Source organism: Streptomyces sp. NPDC111802, from assembly GCF_055634335.1.
Genome location: NZ_JBVKCZ010000055.1, coordinates 26170 through 44063, shown reverse-complemented (window position 1 = coordinate 44063; position 17894 = coordinate 26170). Strand labels below are relative to the sequence as shown.

Sequence of the window (17894 nt, the reverse complement as noted above, 5' to 3'; positions counted from 1 at the left end):
GCCAGCACCAAGCCCGCATCAGCCACTACAAACGACGCGGACACAGTCCCTGAAACTGCCCAGCAATCAGAACAAGCACCGTTGCAGTACTAGCCGTCGAACGGCTCCTCGCTCCACCGGAACCACGCCCTGTCGCCCTGGATGTGCAGCAGGAACTCGGCGACGGGGCCGTCCGGCGAGGACAGTGAGAGGCGTCTTCGGATCTCGTCGTACGCGGCCTCCCATTCCTCCCAGAGCTCGGCGTCGTCGCGCTCCAGCAGGGCCAGTTCACGGGCGAACAGGTCGCGGACCGCGTCGTATCCCGGGCCGGGCGTGAAGTGGCCGGACAGCCAGGGGAAGTCGGCCTCGTCGATGCGGATCTCCCCCACCGGCTCCTCGCCGCCGCGCACCTGCCAGACCTCGCCGTCGAACCCCATGCCGTCCCTCCGTCGCCCGCCGTCGATCACTGTCGACAAGCTTGCCACCCGGCACTGACAGGCGGCCCGGACCTCATGTCGAGGACCGGGCCGCCCTCCATCACCGGGCTTTGTCCCTACCGCTCGTTACGCCTGGTCCACCGGGTGGAAGTTGATGCGTTCCTTCACGACGGGGTAGCCCGCCTTGGTGAAGTTCGCGGCCATGGGGAAGTTGCCGTGGTCCGTCGCGGCTGTGACGACCTCCGCGCCCTGCTGGACGAGGAAGTGGGTGCACTCGGCGAGGAGATCGTAGGCGTAACCGTGGCCGCGCTGTTCAGGGACGACCCCGATGAAGCCGATGGTCGGGCCGGAGGGGTTGTGGGCCGGGATGTGGATGCCGACCAGGTCGCCCTCCGGGGAGTGCGCGACCTGCCACCACTCCCGTGGGGAGGGGCACCAGTGGAAGAAGTCGAGCTCCGCCTGGGCGGCCTTGTCGAGGCCGCCCTCCTCGATGTCCCGCAGCGCGTGCGCGTCCAGGGTGACGGAGTGGATGCGGCGCAGGGCGTCGAAGAACACCGCGTCGTCGGGCTCGGCACGAAAGCTCAGCCGTCCCGGCCGCTCGGGCAGGCCGGGGTCCGGGGTCCAGCGGTACAGGAAGCGCTCCACCAGGAGTTCGTAGCCGGCCGCTCGTGCTGCGCCGAAGCGAGCCTCGGCAGCAGCCGTCAAGACGGGCTCGTCCCGCCAGCCGCCGGGCAGGTTGATCTCCAGTTCGACCTTCCAGGGTGCGGAGCGCAGGAGTTCGGCGCCGGCCGCCTCCTCGCCCTCGGCCACGTCGAACCAGTTGATGTTGAGGGGCTCCGAGTCGACGGGGCCGCCCCACCAGGCGCCACGGGCGACGACCGTGCCGTCGCGCAGGGCCACCCGCTTCCACTCGGGGCGGAACCGGGTCCGCCGGTGGCCCTCACGGGCGTCCAGCGGGTCGGGGTGTGCGTCGAAGAGATGGGCGTCGCTCGCGGAGAGCGTGCGGATGACCAGATCGGTCACGGATTCCTCCGGGATACAGGCTGCTTGGAGCGCTCCCGGTCAGATCGTGAACGGCACGCCGGGACAGCGGGGAAGGGAGCGCTGGAGAGATGTGAACTGCACGGCACTCGCCTCCTTCCGTCCGTCTCAAGGCGTGGAGCCACACGGTACGTGATCTTCGGCAGGGTCGTCCACGGTTTTTTCGCTCCTCTGGAAGACCGTCGCCGAAGCGGCCGAGAGCGCTCTCACACCGCCCAACAGGCTTAAGCCAGCCTTAGGCGAGGGTTAAGCGGATGTGGCCATTCCGTGGTCTTTCAAGTTCCCGCAGTTCAGGGAGATTTGGACCTGGTGCAGACCTGTTGGACGACACGGGGGCCGTGCGTACCATCGGGGCTCATCGGCGGCGCCCGCAGTCGGTTCCAGGACGCTTCGAGAGCGCTCTCAGAGTGTGTCCTTTCACGACTCTCTCGGGACTGCTGTGCGACGCCCCGCCGCGGCCCACGCACCCCCACGAGCACTCCGGGAGACCCCCCACATGACACCCCGCCACCAGCGCCCACTCGGTCGACGCAGGCTTCTCTTCGCCCTCGGCGGTGCGGCGGTGGCCGTTCCCGCCGCCGCCACCCTGGCCCCGTACGCCCTCGCGGGCACGTCCGCGGCCGGCGACGCGTCCATAGCGGCGGGTCCGCTGCCGCTGACGATCGTCAACGACAGCGGCTCCTTCGGCAACGCGAGCGTCCACGTCTACATCGTCGGCAACCAGGACGGCAGGCAGGTCCGTGTCACGCCCGACGGCACCCTCGCGCCGATCGCGCTGTCGGACAACGGCTCCGACGGCTTCACCGACTACGCCATCTCCCTGGCCGGCAGCGGCGAGACCCGGCTGTCCCTCCCCTACATGTCCGGCCGGATCTATGTGTCGCTCGGCGAGAAGCTCAAGTTCAAGGCCGTGACCGACGGCAACGGCAACGCCGCTCTGCGGTACCCGGCGGGCTGGGTGACATCCGACCCCAACTACCCGGTCCTGCACGACTGTGCCGAGTTCACGTACAACGCCTCGGGCATGTTCTGCAACACCACCATGGTCGACATGTTCAGTGTGCCGCTGAGCATCCGGCTGACCGGCGCCAAGGTCCAGTCGACGGGCCGGCTGCGGGCCGGCGGACGGGCGGCCGCGTTCGCCGCGGTCCGCCAGGTCGAGCAGTTCGCCCCGCTCGTCGTGGACGACAGGCGCCTCATCGCCCCCGGCCACGGTCTGGACGCCGGATTGTTCGCCAAGGACTACCTCGCGCCGTACATCGACGAGGTGTGGAGCACGTACACCGGGCGTGACCTCACCGTCACCACCAACGCGGGGACGTTCACCGGGAGGGTTCGCGGCGATCGGTTCACCTTCGACGGGCCCGCCCAGGTGTCCTTCGCCAAGCCTTCGACGCGGGACGTGCTGTTCTGCGACGGCAATCTCGCCGCCCCCAACGACGGCACGACCGGCCCCGTCGCCGCTGTGCTCGGCGCCGGCTTCAACCGCTCGACGCTGCTCAGCCATCCCTCCCAGCCCACGACCGACGCCGGCACCTTCTACCGGACCGACCTGACCAACCACTACGCCAAGGCGATGCACGCGGCCACCGCGGACGGCAAGGCGTACGGTTTCGCCTTCGACGACGTGGCCGACTTCGCCTCGTACATCCAGGACACGGCGCCGACGGGGATCACGCTGACGCTCACGCCCTTCGAGGGCTGAAGCGGCGCGGGAGGGGGCGGGGTGCCGGCGCCTCCGGATGCAGGGTTCGCTCAGGCGTTGAATGGTGTTAACAGACCCGATGACCGCACCGGGCCCGAAGTAGTCATCCGGATCCGAGGAGCACAGATGATGCCGACGTCCCAGCCCGAAGCGTCCGGGCCGTCCAGGGAGCGCACCACCCCGGACGACCTGCTCCACGCCCGCACCGGCACCGAGGTGTCCGCCGAGGACATCGTGCTTGCCTCAGGCAAGGACCTCACCCCACGCAATCTGGAATGGGCGGAGCGCAAGCTGGCGGCCGAGGGGCCGTCCGCTCTCGACAAGCTGCTGCCCTAGCCGCACCCGCCCCGGGTGCGCACGGCCGCCCGGGGCAACCACGTGTTCACTTTCCCGTGCACACCAGCGTGACGCGGGTGGTGACCGGCGGGAACGTCCGCAGGGCGGCCAGCCGGCCGGTGCGGCGGGTGCACCGCGGGCGCGGCGATGCGGAGGCACAACTTCCGTACGGGACCGGGCACTTCGGTCGGGCAATCGTTGACGGTTCGCCCTTTCGAAAGGGGCCCTCCGGCTGTCAGACTCCGGAGGGTGCCCGACCTCGACATGCTCGTCATCGGATCAGGACCCGGTGGCCAGAAGGCCGCCATCGCCGCGGCCAAGCTGGGCCGCCGCGTCGCCGTCGTCGATCGCCCCGACATGGTCGGCGGCGTCTCCATCCACACCGGCACCATCCCCTCCAAGACCCTGCGCGAGGCGGTGCTGTACCTGACCGGTCTCACCCAGCGCGATCTGTACGGGCAGAGCTACCGGCTCAAGGAGGACATCACCGTCACCGACCTGACCGCCCGCACCCAGCACGTGGTCGGCCGTGAGGTGGACGTCATCCGCAGCCAGCTGTCCCGCAACCACGTCGCCCTGCACGCCGGGACCGGTCGCTTCGTCGATCCGCACACCGTCGCCCTCAAGGAGGTCACCGGCCATGAACGGCTGCTGACCGCAGAGCACATCGTGATCGCCACCGGCACCCGGCCCGCCCGGCCCGGCAGCGTGGAGTTCGACGGCCGGACGATCCTGGACTCGGACAACGTCCTGGCGTTGGAGCGGGTGCCGCGTTCCATGGTCATCGTCGGTGCCGGGGTGATCGGCATGGAGTACGCCAGCATGTTCGCCGCGCTCGGCAGCAAGATCACCGTGGTGGAGAAGCGCGCCGGGATGCTCGACATGTGCGACGTCGAGGTGATCGAGTCGCTCAAGTACCACCTGCGGGACCTCGCCGTCACGTTCCGTTTCGGGGAGACCGTCGCCGCGGTCGAGCGGCATCCGCGCGGGACGCTGACCATCCTGGAGAGCGGCAAGAAGATCCCCGCCGACGCGGTGATGTACTCGGCCGGCCGGCAGGGGCTCACCGAGGAGCTGGACCTGGACAAGGCGGGGCTGGCAGCGGACGCCCGCGGCCGGATCAAGGTCGACGAGCACTACCGCACCGAGGTGCCGCACATCTACGCCGTCGGTGACGTCATCGGCTTCCCGGCGCTGGCCGCGACCTCGATGGAGCAGGGGCGGGCGGCGGCGTACCACGCCTGCGGGGAGCCCGTCGGCCGGATGCACAACCTCCAGCCGATCGGCATCTACACCATCCCGGAGATCAGCTTCGTGGGCCGGACCGAGGACCAGCTCACCGAGGACCGGGTGCCCTTCGAGGTCGGCATATCCCGCTACCGTGAGCTGGCCCGCGGGCAGATCATCGGCGACTCGCACGGCATGCTGAAGCTGCTGGTCTCCCCCGAGGACCGCACACTGCTGGGGGTGCACTGCTTCGGTACGGGGGCGACCGAGCTCATCCACATCGGGCAGTCGGTGATGGGGTGCGGCGGTACGGTCGACTACCTGGTCGACGCGGTGTTCAACTACCCGACCCTCGCCGAGTCCTACAAGGTCGCCGCCCTGGACGCCACGAACAGACTTCGGCAGATCGACCACATCGGGGACTGAGCCCCTCCGGTCAGGTCTCCCCGCCCTCCCGCAGGCTGTCGTCGTCGACCACGTGCATCGCGGCCTCCTCGGCGCCGGCCGCGCCGCCGTCGATGCCCCGGTCGGCGGCGATCTCCTCCTTCGTGGTGTCGGCGTGGGCTCCCTCGTCCGGGGCGACCAGACGGCCCGCGCGGTCGGCGCCCGCCTCTGGATCGACGGGCTCACCGTCGCCGCCGGGCAGGTCGCCCACGTCGTCGCCGGCGGACTCGGTCACGTCGGGGACCTCCTGGGCGAGCCGTTCGTCGAGGGTCTCGCCGTCGTGCTGTTCGGCTGCCGTGGTGCCGGGCTTGGTCACCCCGAGCGGCTTCTCCGGCGGGGAGTAGCCCTCGTCGAGGGTGTCGTCGTAGGTCCGCTCGTCCACGGCGTCCTGAAGGTCGAGCGGCGCGGCGTCCTCCTGCTCCTCGTTGGTTCCGGTGGGCTGGTACGCGTCATCCCCCATCGGCTCGGAGGGCGTGTGTTCGGTGGGGCCCATGGCTGCCTCCCTCGCTCGCGGGCATCGCCTCGTTCGGCTTGTGCATGTCCTGAACCGCGTTTCCCGTAGCGCGGTCTCCAACCCCGGAAGATCCGCCGGCTCTTGAACCCTCAAAGAGTATGGCTATCATCACTCGCACACAGGGCGTGACTGCACGACGACGCAACGGCGTACAGTGTCCGCCACCCTTCTTTCGCCGCCCCTGACCCGAGGTCACCCCTCTCCGGTTCGTGGCGTTGTCCGACCCACCCCCCTCTATGGCGTCGGGGCCGGTTCGCCCTGGCGTCGTGCAAGACGGAAAGCGGCGCGCATGAGCAACAACAGGGGCAGAGGGCTGCAAGCCAATGTCCTCGGAACGTTCGACACGGTGGTGATGGCGGTCGCGGGCAGCGCCCCGGCGTACTCGATCGCCGCGACCACGGCGGTCCTCGTCGGCGCGGTGGGCCTGGCCAGCCCGGCCGCGCTGCTGTACTGCGCGATACCGATGCTGGGCATCGCGCTGGCCTTCAGCCGCCTGAGCCGGATCGATGTGAACGCGGGCGCCAGTTACTCCTGGGTCGGGCGGACGCTGCACCCGTTCCTGGGCTTCGTCAGCGGCTGGGCGCTGGTGGTGTCGACGACCATCTTCATGGTGGCGGGTTCGCTGCCCGCCGGATCGATGACGCTCGCCCTGTTCGACGAGGAACTCGCGGAGAGCACCGCGCTGTCCACGCTGGTCGGTGCCTGCTGGTTCCTGGTCATGCTGCTCGTGGTGCTGGGCGGGGCCCGGCTGACCGTGCGGGCGCAGATCGCGATGTCCGGCATCGAGCTGGTGATACTCGCCCTGTTCGCCGTACTGGCGCTCTTCCACTCGGGAAGTGCCCGCGCGTTCGACTGGTCCTGGCTCGGCTTCGGGCACTTCGACGGCGTGACCGGATTCGCCTCGGGCGCGCTGATCGCCGCGTTCTACTACTGGGGCTGGGACGTCACCAGCAACCTCAGCGAGGAGACCCGCAACAGCCGCCGTACGACAGGGCTCGCGGGGCTCATCGGCGTCGGCGTCGTCTTCCTGCTGTTCGAGGTGTTCACGATCGCGGTGAACGTCATCCTCTCCTCCCGGCAGGTCCAGGAGAACGACGCCAATGTGCTGGCGGTGCTCGGCGAGGAGGTATGGCCGGGCTGGGGCGGCAAGTTGCTGATCGTGGCCGTGATGCTGTCCACCATCGCCACGCTGGAGACCACGCTCATCCAGGTCACCCGCTCGCTGTTCGCGATGGGCCGGGACCGTACGATGCCGGCCGCGCTGGGCTTGGTGCACCGGCGGTGGAACACGCCGTGGGTGGCGGTCGCGGTGGTCGGCGCGGTGGCGCTGGCGATGTTCATCGCCTCCAACTCCCTTGGCACGGTGGGTGACATCCTCTCCGACGCCATCTCGGCGATCGGCTTGCAGATCGCCGTCTACTACGGGCTGACGGGGCTCGCGGCGGTCGTCGCCTACCGCAAGATGCTGCTGACATCGGTCGGGGACTTCGTGTTCGGCGGACTGTGGCCGCTGTTCGGGGCCCTGTTCATGTTCTGGATCCTCGTCGAGTCGCTGGGCGAGCTGAGCCGCTCGGCGATCGTGATCGGCATCGGCGGTCTCGCGGCCGGGCTGATCCCGATGCTCTGGTACTGGCGGCAGGGCAGCGACTACTACCGGCCGGCCAAGCTCGACGCCACCCAGACCGTCGAGGCGGACTACGTCCCGGCCGGCGGCGGCAGCAACCCCCTCGTCCACGAGGGTCTTCCGACCGACTTCTGAGGGAGACCCCGATGGCGCGAGGCCATTCCAAGCGCGACTTCGATCCCGACTTCGACCCGGACTGCGGCGACGCTGCCCTCACCTGTGCCCGCCAGGACATCGTGATCGGCCGGTGGCGGGGGCTTCGGGAGCTGCTGCGGGTCACCGGGGCCGACTGGCAGGCCCGGGGCCACCGGGTCCGGTCGCTCGCACAGGCCTGCGCGAGCAGTTCGACGGTGGAGACCTGGCTGGCGGCCGAGCCGCACAGCGGTGACGCGCTGGTGCTGCGGGCGGCGACGGAGACGGCCCGGGCGTTCAATGTGGCCATCGCCGCGGGCCGGGGCATGCCGATCGACCAGCAGCGGATCGACACCGCGGTGCTGTCGTGCCTCAGGGCCGCCGACTCCTGTCCGGACGATCCGACGCCCTGGATCTCCCTGATCTCCGTCGCCCGGCTGTATCAGCAGGGCGTACGGCGGCAGGAACTGGCGCGCTGGTGGGACGAGTTGCACGGGCGGGACCCGTACAGCGTGGAGGGACACCTCCAGGTGCTGCACTACTACTCCTCCCGCTGGCACGGCACCCACGGCCTGATGTACGACTTCGCCCGCGACGCGGCCGGAGTGGCACCGCCCGGCTGTCCGCTGCCGGTGCTCGTGCAGTACGCCCGGGTCGAGGAGTTCCGTTACGCCCTCGACGCGGCCAAGGGCCGGCACAGCTCGATGGGGATCGGACAGCACTGGAGCAACGACGGCGCCGTCAGCGACGTACGCCGCACCTGGGAGCGCTGGATCATGGGCCGCGCCGACCGCGACGTGGCCCCCGGCGAACTGCGCGACTTCAACTACCTGGCCCACGCGGCCTGCCACGCGGGAGCCCACGACATCGCCGCCGCCCTGTTCCGCATACTGGGCCGGCGCGCCACGCGGGCGCCGTGGGCGTACATCGGCGATCCCGACAAGCAGCTCGTCAGATGGCGCAAGGAGGTGGGGGTGCGGAACTGACCGGCTCGGTGCCGTCGAGGGCGACCCGGTTGTCGGCGAGGTGTCAGGGCGCGGCGTTCGGCCCGTCCGGTCGGCTTCGGCGCTGCTGAACCATCTCGTGGCTCAGTTCCTGCGTCTCGGACTCCGGCAGCCGCTCGAAGCCGTCCTGCGTGATCACCGAGACGCTGGGAAAGATCCGTCGGCTGATGTCCGGTCCGCCGGTCGCCGAGTCGTCGTCCGCCGCGTCGTACAGCGCGTGCAGCGCGGCGAGCGCCGCCTCGTGCCGCGACATCGCCGGACGGAACAGCTTCTTCAGCGCCCCTCGCGCATAAGGCGAGCCGGAGCCCTCGGCGTGGAAGTCGTACTTCTCGTACGGCCCTCCGGTGACCTCGAAGTCGAAGATGCGTCCACGCACCCCCTCGGGCGCCTTCATGTCATAGCCCGCGAGGAGCGGTACGACGGCGAGGCCCTGCATGGCCTGGCCGAGGTTCTGACGGATCATCGCGGCGAGACGGGTCGCCTTCGCCTGGAGCGACATGGTCACGCCCTCGATCTTCTCGAAGTGCTTCAGCTCGACCTGGTAGAGCTTCACCATGTCCAGCGCGAGGCCGACGGTTCCCGCGAAGGCGACGGCGGTGTGGTCGTCGGCGGGGTGCACCTTCTCCAGGTCGCGCTGGGCGATGAGGTTGCCCATGGTGGCCCTGCGGTCGCCGGCGATCAGCACACCGTCGCGGTAGGTGAGGGCCAGCACCGTGGTGCCGTGCGGGAACCGGTCGGATGCGGCGCGGACGCCGTCGGGGAAGGGGCGGCGCGTCGGCAGCAGAGCGGGACGGTGTGCGGCCAGGAACTCGGTGAAGGACGATGTCCCCGGAGTGAAGAACTCCTCCCCCAACCGCCCGTCGTGCTCAGTGCTCGCCATGGCACTCCCCCTCCTGAGTCCGGCCGACAACCGAACTCCTACCTGAACCGGACGGGCGGGAAACGCCCTCGGCGCTCACAGGGCCCCGCGCCGGAGGAGCACCGCGAGCACCACCAGCCCGGTAACCAGCGGCAGCCACACCGTCAGCGTCGAGGGAGCCGAGGTCGCCCGGCGTGGGCAGCAGCGCGGCCGCGCTGCTCGCGGCGACGTAGAGCAGCGCCACCCGGGCCGGCGGCAGGGGCAGGGCGACCGCCCGGGTGACGGCGGTCAGTACGGCGCAGTGCAGGACGACGAAGGCCGGCGAGCCGCCCCACAGCGCCACCGCCCGCGCCGGTCGCGCGTGGACGGCGCGGATGTACGCGCTCACGGTCACCAGAGCCCGCCAGCACCGGGGCCACAGTGGGCCGAGCAGGAAGCGCAGGTTCACCGCGCCGGCGCCGAGACCGGCGGGCAGCACCTGGTTGGCGGCCGAGGCGGCGAACTGCCCCGCCACCAGCCGTCCGGGCGGTAACCGCAGGAGCACCGCGCCCTGTTGGGCGAGCGCCGCGCACGGCCAGGTCACCAGGGTCGCCGCGGCGGCGACCAGCAGCCAGCCCTGGTCGGCGCCGGCCTCCAGCGCCGGCCAGTGGCGGCGGGCCAGCAGGAGCAGGGCGAACAGAACGGCGAGGGTGAGGGCGGTGTGCCAGTAGGCGTGTCCGCGCCGGGGCCCGGCGAGGACCTGCTCAGGCGTCATGCCATGTCGTCCGCACCCGGCGCCGGGGCGATGCGGACCACCAGACCGTCGAGGCGGTGGAGCTCCCAGTCACTCGCGTACCGGGGCGGTTTGCGGCCGGGTACGGAGAGCACGCCGACCGGGACCCTGCGGGCGGTCCGCAGGATGTCGGCCCTGGTGGTGTTGGCGTTGTGGCCGCGGATCGCGCCGGAGCCGCAACCGGCGTAGTAGGCGACGGGGATGGCGTGGTGCCCGGTGAGCAGACAGGGCGGGCGCACACCCAGGCGGTGCAGTTCGGCGGCGGAGCGGGACCAGTCGAGGCGGGCGGCGGTGGTGCGGTCCACGGTGCGGTCCAGGACCACGTACTGCACGGCCAGATGCCCGGCCAGGCCGAACGCGACGACGGCCGCGACCGCCGGGCGCAGCCGGCCGTTCGGCGCGGTGACCAGATGGCGCAGCGCGTCGGCGACCGGGAGGGCGAGAAGGGCGTAGGCGGGCAGGAGGAAGCGGGGTGCGGCGTATCCGATCAGGAACAGGTACGGGAAGGCCGCCGTCGTGGCGCAGGTCAGCGGGAGCAGTGTGCGGGCGGTGCGTCCGGACCGGACCGCGACCGCGAGACCGTAGGCGGCGAGCAGGGGGAGCACGAGCCACCAGGCGAAGACGGCCGGGTGGGGGGTCGCCACGTCGCACGGCCGGCACAGGGCGTTGCCGACGAGGGCGCGCAGTTGGTCGTCGACGGCGAGGTTCCAGCCGAGGTCGCCCTGGATACGGGATGCCTCGTTCAGCCGCTCGCGCAGGCCGCCGTAGCCGACGTACGCCTCGATCACCCATGGGACGCCGCCGGCCACCAGGCCCATGGCGAGCGCGCCCCCGAGCCGCCGGTGCCGCGCCGCCACGGCGACGGCGAGCAGCGGCAGCGTGACCCAGACGGCGTCGGTGGGCCGCATCCACGCCATCAGCGCGGCGCCGGCCAGGACGCCCCACAGGGCCCGCTCGTCGAAGCGGTCGGCGCGGGCGCGCAGGAAGCAGCCGACGCAGAACAGTGCGCCGAGGGCGACCCAGAGGTTGGGCATGGCCTGCGGGCCGTAGAAGAGGGTCACCCACAGGGTGGCGAACAGGGCGCCCGCGCCGGCCAGGATGCGGGCCGGGAACAGTCCGCGCCAGGCGCGCAGGGCCAGGTACAGGCCGAGTCCGCTCAGGACGGCGAGATAGACCCGCAGCAGTGCCGTGGACGAGGACCAGGAGGCGATGGGCCACACCAGCAGCGTGACGCCACGCGCGCGTGGTGCGCTGAAGAACGCGGCCGGCGCGTCGGTGGCGACCTGGCTGACGTACACCACCTCGTCCCAGCCGAGGCCCATCGAGGGCCCCACGAGGAGGAGTTGGGCGAGGGTGAAAGCGCCGGCCACCGCCGCGAGCAGGCCGTCGCCGCGCGCCCGCAGTGACCTGCCGGACACGAGCGCCTCGTCGAGCCGCCCCGCACCGACGAGCATGGGCTGCGTGCCCTGGGTCATCGTCCACCCTTCACCCCTACGAGCCGTAGGGCTACTGAGCCCCACGGCCCGGCGAGTTGGGCAGCGGGGAGCTTGAAATCACCGAAAACACGGACAAAATAACCCTTAAGGGGTGAGTGTGCAGTGCATGTTCCGCCAGGTGAATGACACCGGTCCGTGGCTGCCGCTCGATCGGAAGCCGGGGCACACCCCCGGAGCTCGCCCCGGTCCGGGTGCCACACTCTGCTGTGTGACCCTGACCTTCGACGACCTCCTCGCCCGCGCCCGGTCCCTCCCGCGTGACGGCCGTCGGGCCGTCCTCGGCATCGCCGGCAGCCCCGGAGCCGGCAAGACGACGCTCGCCGAACGCCTGGTGCGGGAGCTGAACGGCGCCGGGGAGCCGTGGGTCGCGCATGTGCCGATGGACGGCTTCCACCTCGCCGACGTCGAGCTGGAGCGGCTCGGCCGAAGGGACCGCAAGGGCGCGCCCGACACCTTCGACGCGGCCGGATACGCGGCACTGCTGCGGCGCCTGCACGAGGACGCCGACGGCGGCATCGTGTACGCGCCCGGCTTCGAGCGGGTTCTGGAGCAGCCGATCGCGGGGGCCGTCCCGGTGGAGCCGACGGCCCGGCTGGTGGTGACCGAGGGCAACTACCTGCTGCTGGACACGGGTGCCTGGGCCCGGGTCCGGCCGCAGCTGGACGAGGTGTGGTTCTGCGAGCTGGACGAGCCGGAGCGGCTGCGGCGGCTGATCGCCCGGCACGAGGAGTTCGGCAAGTCGCACGACGAGGCGGTGGCCTGGGTACAGCGCTCGGACCAGCCCAACGCGGAACTGGTCGCCGCGACCCGGGACCGCGCCGACCTGCTGGTGCCGGTCATGGCACTGCCCGTCCCGCACGAGCCGCCGACGGCTCGTGCGGGGGCGTGAGGTTCCGGCCTACACAGCCCGCAGGGACAGCTCGGGCTCTCCCCGCGCGTCGCCCGCCGGCTCGCCGATCACGGCGATGAAGGCCTCCGTGCGGACCGTCAGGCCGGAGCCGTCGGATGTGAAGGTGGGCGCGTGGGGGCCCGCCGGTCCGTGGCGTACGGCGAAGACGTGCACGTCCTCCGGAGCGCCGGGGGCCGGTTCGGCCTCCAGTGCCGTGGAGCTGACGAGGTGGCTCCAGCCCAGGTCGGGGTTGCCGTAGCCGCGGGGGTCGGCTGCCAGGGCGAAGGCCGCCTCTTCCTGGGTCCGGTCCGCGCGGGCGTCGAAGTGGTCCACGCCCTCCGACTCCGGGTGGGTGAGGCGGAGAACACCGGCGGAGGTGACCAGGCCCTCAGCGACCCTGCGCACGCGGTCACCGTCGTCCATGGCGTACGGCATCCCGGCGAGCAGATACGGCGTTCCGGGCAGCCGTTGCACCGCGACCGTCGTCCACAGGCTCGTGCCGTCGGTGACGTACAGGGACCGCACATGGCGCAGGACGTGGTCGCGGCCGACGACCGGCTTCGTGACCAGCTTCGCGGTGAGGCCGTCCGCGCGGACGTCCCGGACGCGGACCTCGCCCATCGGGCGGCAGTGCAGGAAGCCGTCCGTCACCGGCCCGAAGCCGTGCTGCCGGTTCACCGCCGCGGGGAGGTAGTAGGTGCCCGCCGCCTCGACCAGCGACGGGGTCATCCGGTCGTCGAAGGCTACCGAGACGGTGCCCGCACGGAGCTGGTGGCGAGCCGGGGTCGTGGACGGCGTGCGGTGCCAGCGCGTGGTGTCCTGGGTCTGCCAGATGAGCATCCAGGCGAAGTGGCCGTCGACTCCGCCGTCCGCCTTGACGGCGTGCCGGCCCCAGCGGGTGTCGCCCCGGTAGCGGCCGAGGTCGGAGGCGATCCGGGCGCTGAAGTAGCGCAGGCCGAGGACCGACTCGAAGCCGCTGTGCTGCTCGCTGTAGCGCGGGCCGCCGTTGTCGAAGCCGCCCGAGGGCAGACGGGCGTCGATGTAGCGGGCGAGCGCGTCGCCGTCCTCGGCGAAGACCTCCTCGCCGCTGATCCGGTGGGCCTGGGCGAGGAAGGAAAGGGAGATCGGGCCGTAGTTGTTGTCGTACGCGCCACCGTGCTCGGGCGGAAGCAGGGCGCCCCGGTCGCGCACGCGGTGGGCGCGGATCTCCTCCTCGTACACGCGCAGGGCACGCTCCCGCACGGCGTCGCCGTCCGGGGCGGGCAGGTGCCGGGCCAGCATCAGCCCGCCGACGACACAGCCGATCGCCTGGTTGCCGGCTTCCTGCGGGTTGAAGAAGGTGGCCTCGGTCAGCCAGCGCCAGTATCCGTGCGCCACGCTCAGGAGTTCGGCGCGCTGCTCGTCCTCGACGAGCCCCTCCGCGAGATCCAGCATGTCGACCGCCTGGAGCAGCGCCCACACCGTGCTGGGCCAGTCCCCGATGGGGTGCGCGCCCGCCGCGAGGGTGTACCGGGCGTACGGAAGGCCGGACCCGCGCACCTTCAGGTTCGGGTAGCCGGGGTTGTCCTCGGTGTACACGCGCTCGCGCAGATGGAAGGCGAGGCTGCGGCGGACCGCCTCCGGCAGGCGCGGGTCCTTGCCGCGCTGCCAGGCGAGGGCGAGGAGCGAGGTGACGCCGAGTGAGGTGTCGCCGATGTCGTCGACGCAGTCCGGGTGTTCGAGGTTGCCCTCCGGCGTGAGCCGGGCCAGGGCCTGTTCGGCGACACCGGCGAGGACGGTGTCGTAGGCCTCCGGGGTGTCGAGGAGGTCGTGCAGGGCGCCGAGCTGGCGAGGGAGGTGCACGGGTGGTCAGCCCTTCATGCCGGAGGTGGCCATGCCTTCCACCAGTCTCTTCTGGAAGATCAGGAAGCAGATGAGTGTGGGCAGGAGCGCGAGCGTCGACATGGCGAACATCGCTCCGTAGGAGGAACCGCTCGTCTGGTCCATGAACAGGGTCAGGCCGAGGGGGACGGTGAACTTGTCGTTCTGCTGGAGGTAGACGAGCTGGTGGAGGAAGTCGTCGTAGGTCCAGATGAAGGTGAAGATCGTGGTGGTGATCAGCGCCGGCTTCATCAGCGGCAGGATGATCTTCCAGTAGATCTTCCACGGGTTGGCACCGTCCACCATGGCCGCCTGGTCCAGCTCGCGCGGGATGGAGCGGATGAACTGCACCATCAGGAAGATGAAGAAGGCGTCCACCGCGAGGAACTTCGGCACGATCAGCGGCAGGAAGGTGTTGATCCAGGTCAGGTTGTAGAAGATCGTGTACTGCGGGATCAGGACGGCCTGCGTGGGCAGCATCAGCGTGCCGAGCATCAGACCGAACCAGATCTTCTTGCCGCGGAACTCGAAGCGCGCGAAGGCGTAGGCGGCCAGCGAGCAGGAGATGACGTTGCCGATCACCGCGCCGATCGTGACGATCAGCGAGTTGGTGATGTAGAGGGAGAAGGAGTTGCCGGAGCCGCTCCAGCCCTCGGAGTAGTTCTCGGGGCGCACCTCGTTCGGGATGAGCCCGGGCTGGGTGAAGATCTCGGTGTCGGGCTTGAGGGAACTGCTCAGCATCCACATCAGCGGATAGAGCATGACGACGGCGACGCCGATGAGCAGGGTGTGCGCGAAGATGCGGCGCGGGCCGGGGAGCGAGCGGAGCTTGTGCAGCGGTGACTTCGACGGCTGGGCCGAGGTGATGGCGGACATGGGTGAAGGACTCCTCGCTCAGTCGTCGTAGTGGACCCAGAAGCGGCTGGCGATGAAGTTGACCGCCGTGAACAGTGCGATGACCAGGAACAGCACCCAGGCCAGCGCCGAGGCGTACCCCATCTGAAGGTCGGTGAAGCCCTTCTTGTACAGGTACAGGGAGTACAGCATGGTCGAGTTGAGCGGTCCGCCGGAGCCGTTGCTGATCACGAACGCCGGGGTGAAGGTCTTGAAGGCGTCGATGATCTGCAGCACCACGTTGAAGAAAACGATGGGCGTGAGCAGCGGCAGGGTGATCTTGAAGAAGCGGGTGACGGGGCCTGCGCCGTCGATCGCGGCCGCCTCGTACACGTCCTTCGGCAGCTGCTTCAGACCGGCGAGGAAGATGACCATCGGGGTGCCGAACTGCCAGACGGCCAGCAGGACGAGCGTGTAGAGCGCGGTGTCGGGGCTGGAGATCCAGTCCTGGTGGGTGTTCAGCCCGAACCAGCCGAGGAAGTCGTTGAACAGTCCGTCACCGCCGAAGACCTGCCGCCACACGATGGCGATGGCCACCGCCCCGCCGAGCAGCGAGGGCAGGTAGAAGGCGGCCCGGTACAGGCCGATGCCCCTGAGGTTCCGGTTGAGCAGCATCGCCACGGCCAGGGCGAGGGCGAGCTTCAGGGGCACGGAGACGAGGACGTACACGAGGGTGGCGTGCACCGAGTCCCAGAAGACCGGGTCGTCGGTGAACATCCGGTCGTAGTTGTCCATGCCGACCCACTGCGCGGGGGTGAGCAGGTCGAAGTCGGTGAAGGACAGATACAGCGAGTCGAGCATCGGGTAGATCGTCAGCCCGAACAGGCCGACGAACCAGGGGGCCAGGAAGAGGTACGGCCACCAGCCCCCGCCCCGCCGTCTGGCGAGGCGGCGCCGCATACGGTCGCGCTCCCGCTGTTCGGACGGAGTCGCCGGAGCCGACGGCCCCTTGACGACCGCGTCGGTCCGCGCGGTGGTCATACTCATCTCTCCCTGCCCCTCTCCCGGTACTTCGGACGTGCCGTGCTCTGGAGCGCCTCAAAGGGGCGCGGGGCTGCGTCCATGTGCGGCTCCGCCGCGTGGGCGCGACCAGCCACGACGCGCACGCAGACGCAGAACGACACGTCGCGCCAAGCCCCCTTGGGCGCTACCCCCCGAGAATCCCGGCCGCCTGGTCGAAGAACTCACCCAGCTGCGCCTTGATCGACTTCTTGCCGAAGGCCACCGCGAGGTTCGACTCGAACAGCAGGTCCCAGATCTGGTCGGCGCCCTGCGGCGGCGGCACCGGCGCGGGCAGCGCGTTGGCCGCCTTGGAGACGCGCTGGGAGATGTAGTCGGCGTTCTCCATGTTCAGCTTGTCCGTCTCGGTCAGGCCCGAGGCGATCAGGTCGCGGGCCTTCTCCGTCGGCGGGATGCCGCGGTACAGCTGCATGTCCTTGATCGCGGTGTCGTCCTGGGCGAAGAAGTTCATGATCTTCACCGAGTCGGCGACCCGCTTGCTCGCCTTGGTGGCGCTCAGCAGCACACCGCCGTTGACGAAGTTGCCCTCGCGGGCGCCGGAGAAGTCGCCCTGCGGGGTCGGCAGGAAGTCCAGCTGCGCGTCGGTGATGGAGCCGCCCGCGCCGTAGACACCGGAGTCGAAGGTGAACAGGGCCTTGCCGATGACGACCGCGTTCTTGGTGAGGTCGTTGTGCGCGGCGGAGGTGACGGCGGGCGGCGGGGAGGCGTTGGTCTCCCGCATCTCGGCCCAGTACTCCCACCACTCCTGCAGCGTGTCGGAGGTGAAGCCGAGCTTCTTGCCGTCGTCGGAGAAGAAGGTCTGGCCCTTCTCGCGGGCGAACACCTCGAAGCACTGGAGGGTGGAGCCGCCGCCGTCGTCGACGCCGTAGGTCTTGCCGCCGCTCTTCTTGTAGACGTCCTGGGCGATCTTCTTCAGGTCGCCCCACGTCCACTCGCGGTCCGGCAGCTTCAGGCCGAGCTTCTCCAGGCCGCTGCGGTTGACGGTGAGCTGGTTGACGCCGATGCCGGAGGGCACACCGTAGAGCTTGCCGTCGACGGTGCCGGCGGCCAGGAGGGTCTTGGAGAAGCCGGTGAGGTCCAAGCTCTTGCCGACGTAGGAGTCCAGCGGGGCCAGGACGCCCTTGCGCGCGTACTGCGCGACCAGGGCGGTGTCCATCTGGAGCAGGTCGGGGGCGCTGCCGCCGGCGATGTTGGTGTTGAACTTGTCGAAGTAGCCGTCGTAGCCCTGGTAGGTCTCGCGGATCTTTATCTTCGAGTTCTGCTTCTGGAAGTAGGTCAGCGCCTTCTTGTAGGCGTTGTGCCGGTCGTCGCTGCCCCACCAGGTCATGGTCAGGTCGCTGCTGGTGCTGCCGGCGCCGGTGCCGCCGGCGCAGGCGCTGAGCGAGCTGCCGAGCGCGCCGGCGACGGCCAGTCCGCTCGCGGTGCGGAAGAGAGTTCTGCGCGAGATCTGGTGACCCACCGGGTCCTCCCTGGATGTGCGTGACGGATGGCCCGGCCCGTGCCGCGGCTCGGATCCTTCTGTGGATGCGCCTCCCGGCCCGCGACCTCGCCCGGTCGCACCGCCGTGTCGGACGAGGGTCCACGGCCGTTGTCCGGGCCGTGACCGTGCGAGCACGCCCTCGCACGGCTCGCCGTACGTGTCGTACGGCGCAGTACCTCGT

15 protein-coding genes and 1 pseudogene are annotated in these 17894 nt (G+C 70.3%); 6 read left to right on the top strand and 10 right to left on the bottom strand.

Going from position 1 to position 17894, the window contains the following annotated elements; translation table 11 throughout:
* Nucleotides 1-89: 89 nt before the first annotated feature.
* Both ACZ7NC_RS38980 and ACZ7NC_RS38975 read right to left on the bottom strand, forming a co-directional pair.
* Nucleotides 90-416: a hypothetical protein gene (locus ACZ7NC_RS38980; protein ID WP_471495842.1), complete on the bottom strand. Its 327-nt coding sequence runs from the start codon at nucleotides 414-416 to the stop codon at nucleotides 90-92.
* A gap of 126 nt (nucleotides 417-542) precedes the next feature.
* A complete protein-coding gene (locus ACZ7NC_RS38975) occupies nucleotides 543-1439 on the bottom strand; it encodes a GNAT family N-acetyltransferase (RefSeq protein WP_471495830.1) in 897 nt (298 codons plus the stop codon).
* Between the two features lie 514 nt (nucleotides 1440-1953).
* On the opposite strand from ACZ7NC_RS38975, the gene ACZ7NC_RS38970 reads away from it, so the two are divergent.
* The 3 genes from ACZ7NC_RS38970 (at nucleotide 1954) to sthA (ending at nucleotide 5151) form a co-directional block, all read left to right on the top strand.
* Nucleotides 1954-3162, top strand: a complete 1209-nt coding sequence (locus tag ACZ7NC_RS38970; RefSeq protein WP_471495828.1) for a beta-1,3-glucanase family protein — start codon at nucleotides 1954-1956, stop codon at nucleotides 3160-3162.
* 129 nt (nucleotides 3163-3291) lie between these two features.
* On the top strand, nucleotides 3292-3498 hold the full coding sequence (locus ACZ7NC_RS38965; RefSeq protein WP_471495839.1) for a hypothetical protein: 207 nt from the start codon (nucleotides 3292-3294) through the stop codon (nucleotides 3496-3498).
* A gap of 249 nt (nucleotides 3499-3747) precedes the next feature.
* Entirely contained in the window at nucleotides 3748-5151 is a 1404-nt protein-coding gene (sthA, locus tag ACZ7NC_RS38960; RefSeq protein ID WP_471495826.1) for a Si-specific NAD(P)(+) transhydrogenase, read from the top strand.
* Between the two features lie 10 nt (nucleotides 5152-5161).
* On the opposite strand, the gene ACZ7NC_RS38955 is transcribed toward sthA, so the two are convergent.
* Nucleotides 5162-5662 (bottom strand): DUF5709 domain-containing protein, encoded by a 501-nt coding sequence (locus tag ACZ7NC_RS38955; RefSeq protein ID WP_471495823.1) that lies wholly within the window; start codon nucleotides 5660-5662, stop codon nucleotides 5162-5164.
* A 310-nt stretch (nucleotides 5663-5972) separates the two neighbouring features.
* On the opposite strand from ACZ7NC_RS38955, the gene ACZ7NC_RS38950 reads away from it, so the two are divergent.
* A complete protein-coding gene (locus ACZ7NC_RS38950) occupies nucleotides 5973-7442 on the top strand; it encodes an APC family permease (protein ID WP_471495821.1) in 1470 nt (489 codons plus the stop codon).
* An 11-nt stretch (nucleotides 7443-7453) separates the two neighbouring features.
* A complete protein-coding gene (locus tag ACZ7NC_RS38945) occupies nucleotides 7454-8425 on the top strand; it encodes a hypothetical protein (protein ID WP_471495819.1) in 972 nt (323 codons plus the stop codon).
* Nucleotides 8426-8468: 43 nt separating this feature from the next.
* Here the strand turns inward: ACZ7NC_RS38945 and prcB are convergent, their stop codons facing one another.
* The 3 genes and pseudogenes from prcB to ACZ7NC_RS38930 all read right to left on the bottom strand — a co-directional run bounded on the left by prcB (nucleotide 8469) and on the right by ACZ7NC_RS38930 (nucleotide 11549).
* Entirely contained in the window at nucleotides 8469-9323 is an 855-nt protein-coding gene (gene prcB / locus ACZ7NC_RS38940) for a proteasome subunit beta (protein WP_471495817.1), read from the bottom strand.
* Nucleotides 9324-9398: 75 nt separating this feature from the next.
* A pseudogene (locus ACZ7NC_RS38935) lies at nucleotides 9399-10056 on the bottom strand (hypothetical protein).
* Nucleotides 10053-11549, bottom strand: a complete 1497-nt coding sequence (locus tag ACZ7NC_RS38930) for a hypothetical protein (RefSeq protein ID WP_471495815.1) — start codon at nucleotides 11547-11549, stop codon at nucleotides 10053-10055. The pseudogene ACZ7NC_RS38935 and the gene ACZ7NC_RS38930 overlap by 4 nt, the downstream one beginning before the upstream one ends.
* Nucleotides 11550-11778: 229 nt before the next feature.
* Here ACZ7NC_RS38930 and ACZ7NC_RS38925 point away from each other — a divergent pair, with 229 nt between their 5' ends.
* Complete coding sequence (locus ACZ7NC_RS38925; protein ID WP_471495812.1) at nucleotides 11779-12459, top strand: nucleoside/nucleotide kinase family protein; 681 nt, start codon at nucleotides 11779-11781, stop codon at nucleotides 12457-12459.
* A gap of 9 nt (nucleotides 12460-12468) precedes the next feature.
* Here the strand turns inward: ACZ7NC_RS38925 and ACZ7NC_RS38920 are convergent, their stop codons facing one another.
* The 4 genes from ACZ7NC_RS38920 to ACZ7NC_RS38905 form a co-directional block, all read right to left on the bottom strand.
* Nucleotides 12469-14301 (bottom strand): hypothetical protein, encoded by a 1833-nt coding sequence (locus tag ACZ7NC_RS38920; RefSeq protein WP_471495810.1) that lies wholly within the window; start codon nucleotides 14299-14301, stop codon nucleotides 12469-12471.
* Nucleotides 14302-14307: 6 nt separating this feature from the next.
* The gene (locus tag ACZ7NC_RS38915) at nucleotides 14308-15195 is read right to left on the bottom strand and encodes a carbohydrate ABC transporter permease (protein ID WP_471495808.1); all 888 of its coding nucleotides are present in this window, start codon (nucleotides 15193-15195) and stop codon (nucleotides 14308-14310) included.
* 18 nt (nucleotides 15196-15213) lie between these two features.
* Complete coding sequence (locus ACZ7NC_RS38910) at nucleotides 15214-16194, bottom strand: carbohydrate ABC transporter permease (protein WP_471495806.1); 981 nt, start codon at nucleotides 16192-16194, stop codon at nucleotides 15214-15216.
* A 166-nt stretch (nucleotides 16195-16360) separates the two neighbouring features.
* Nucleotides 16361-17692, bottom strand: coding sequence for an ABC transporter substrate-binding protein (locus tag ACZ7NC_RS38905; RefSeq protein WP_471495804.1), 1332 nt, complete (start codon nucleotides 17690-17692; stop codon nucleotides 16361-16363).
* Nucleotides 17693-17894: the final 202 nt, after the last annotated feature.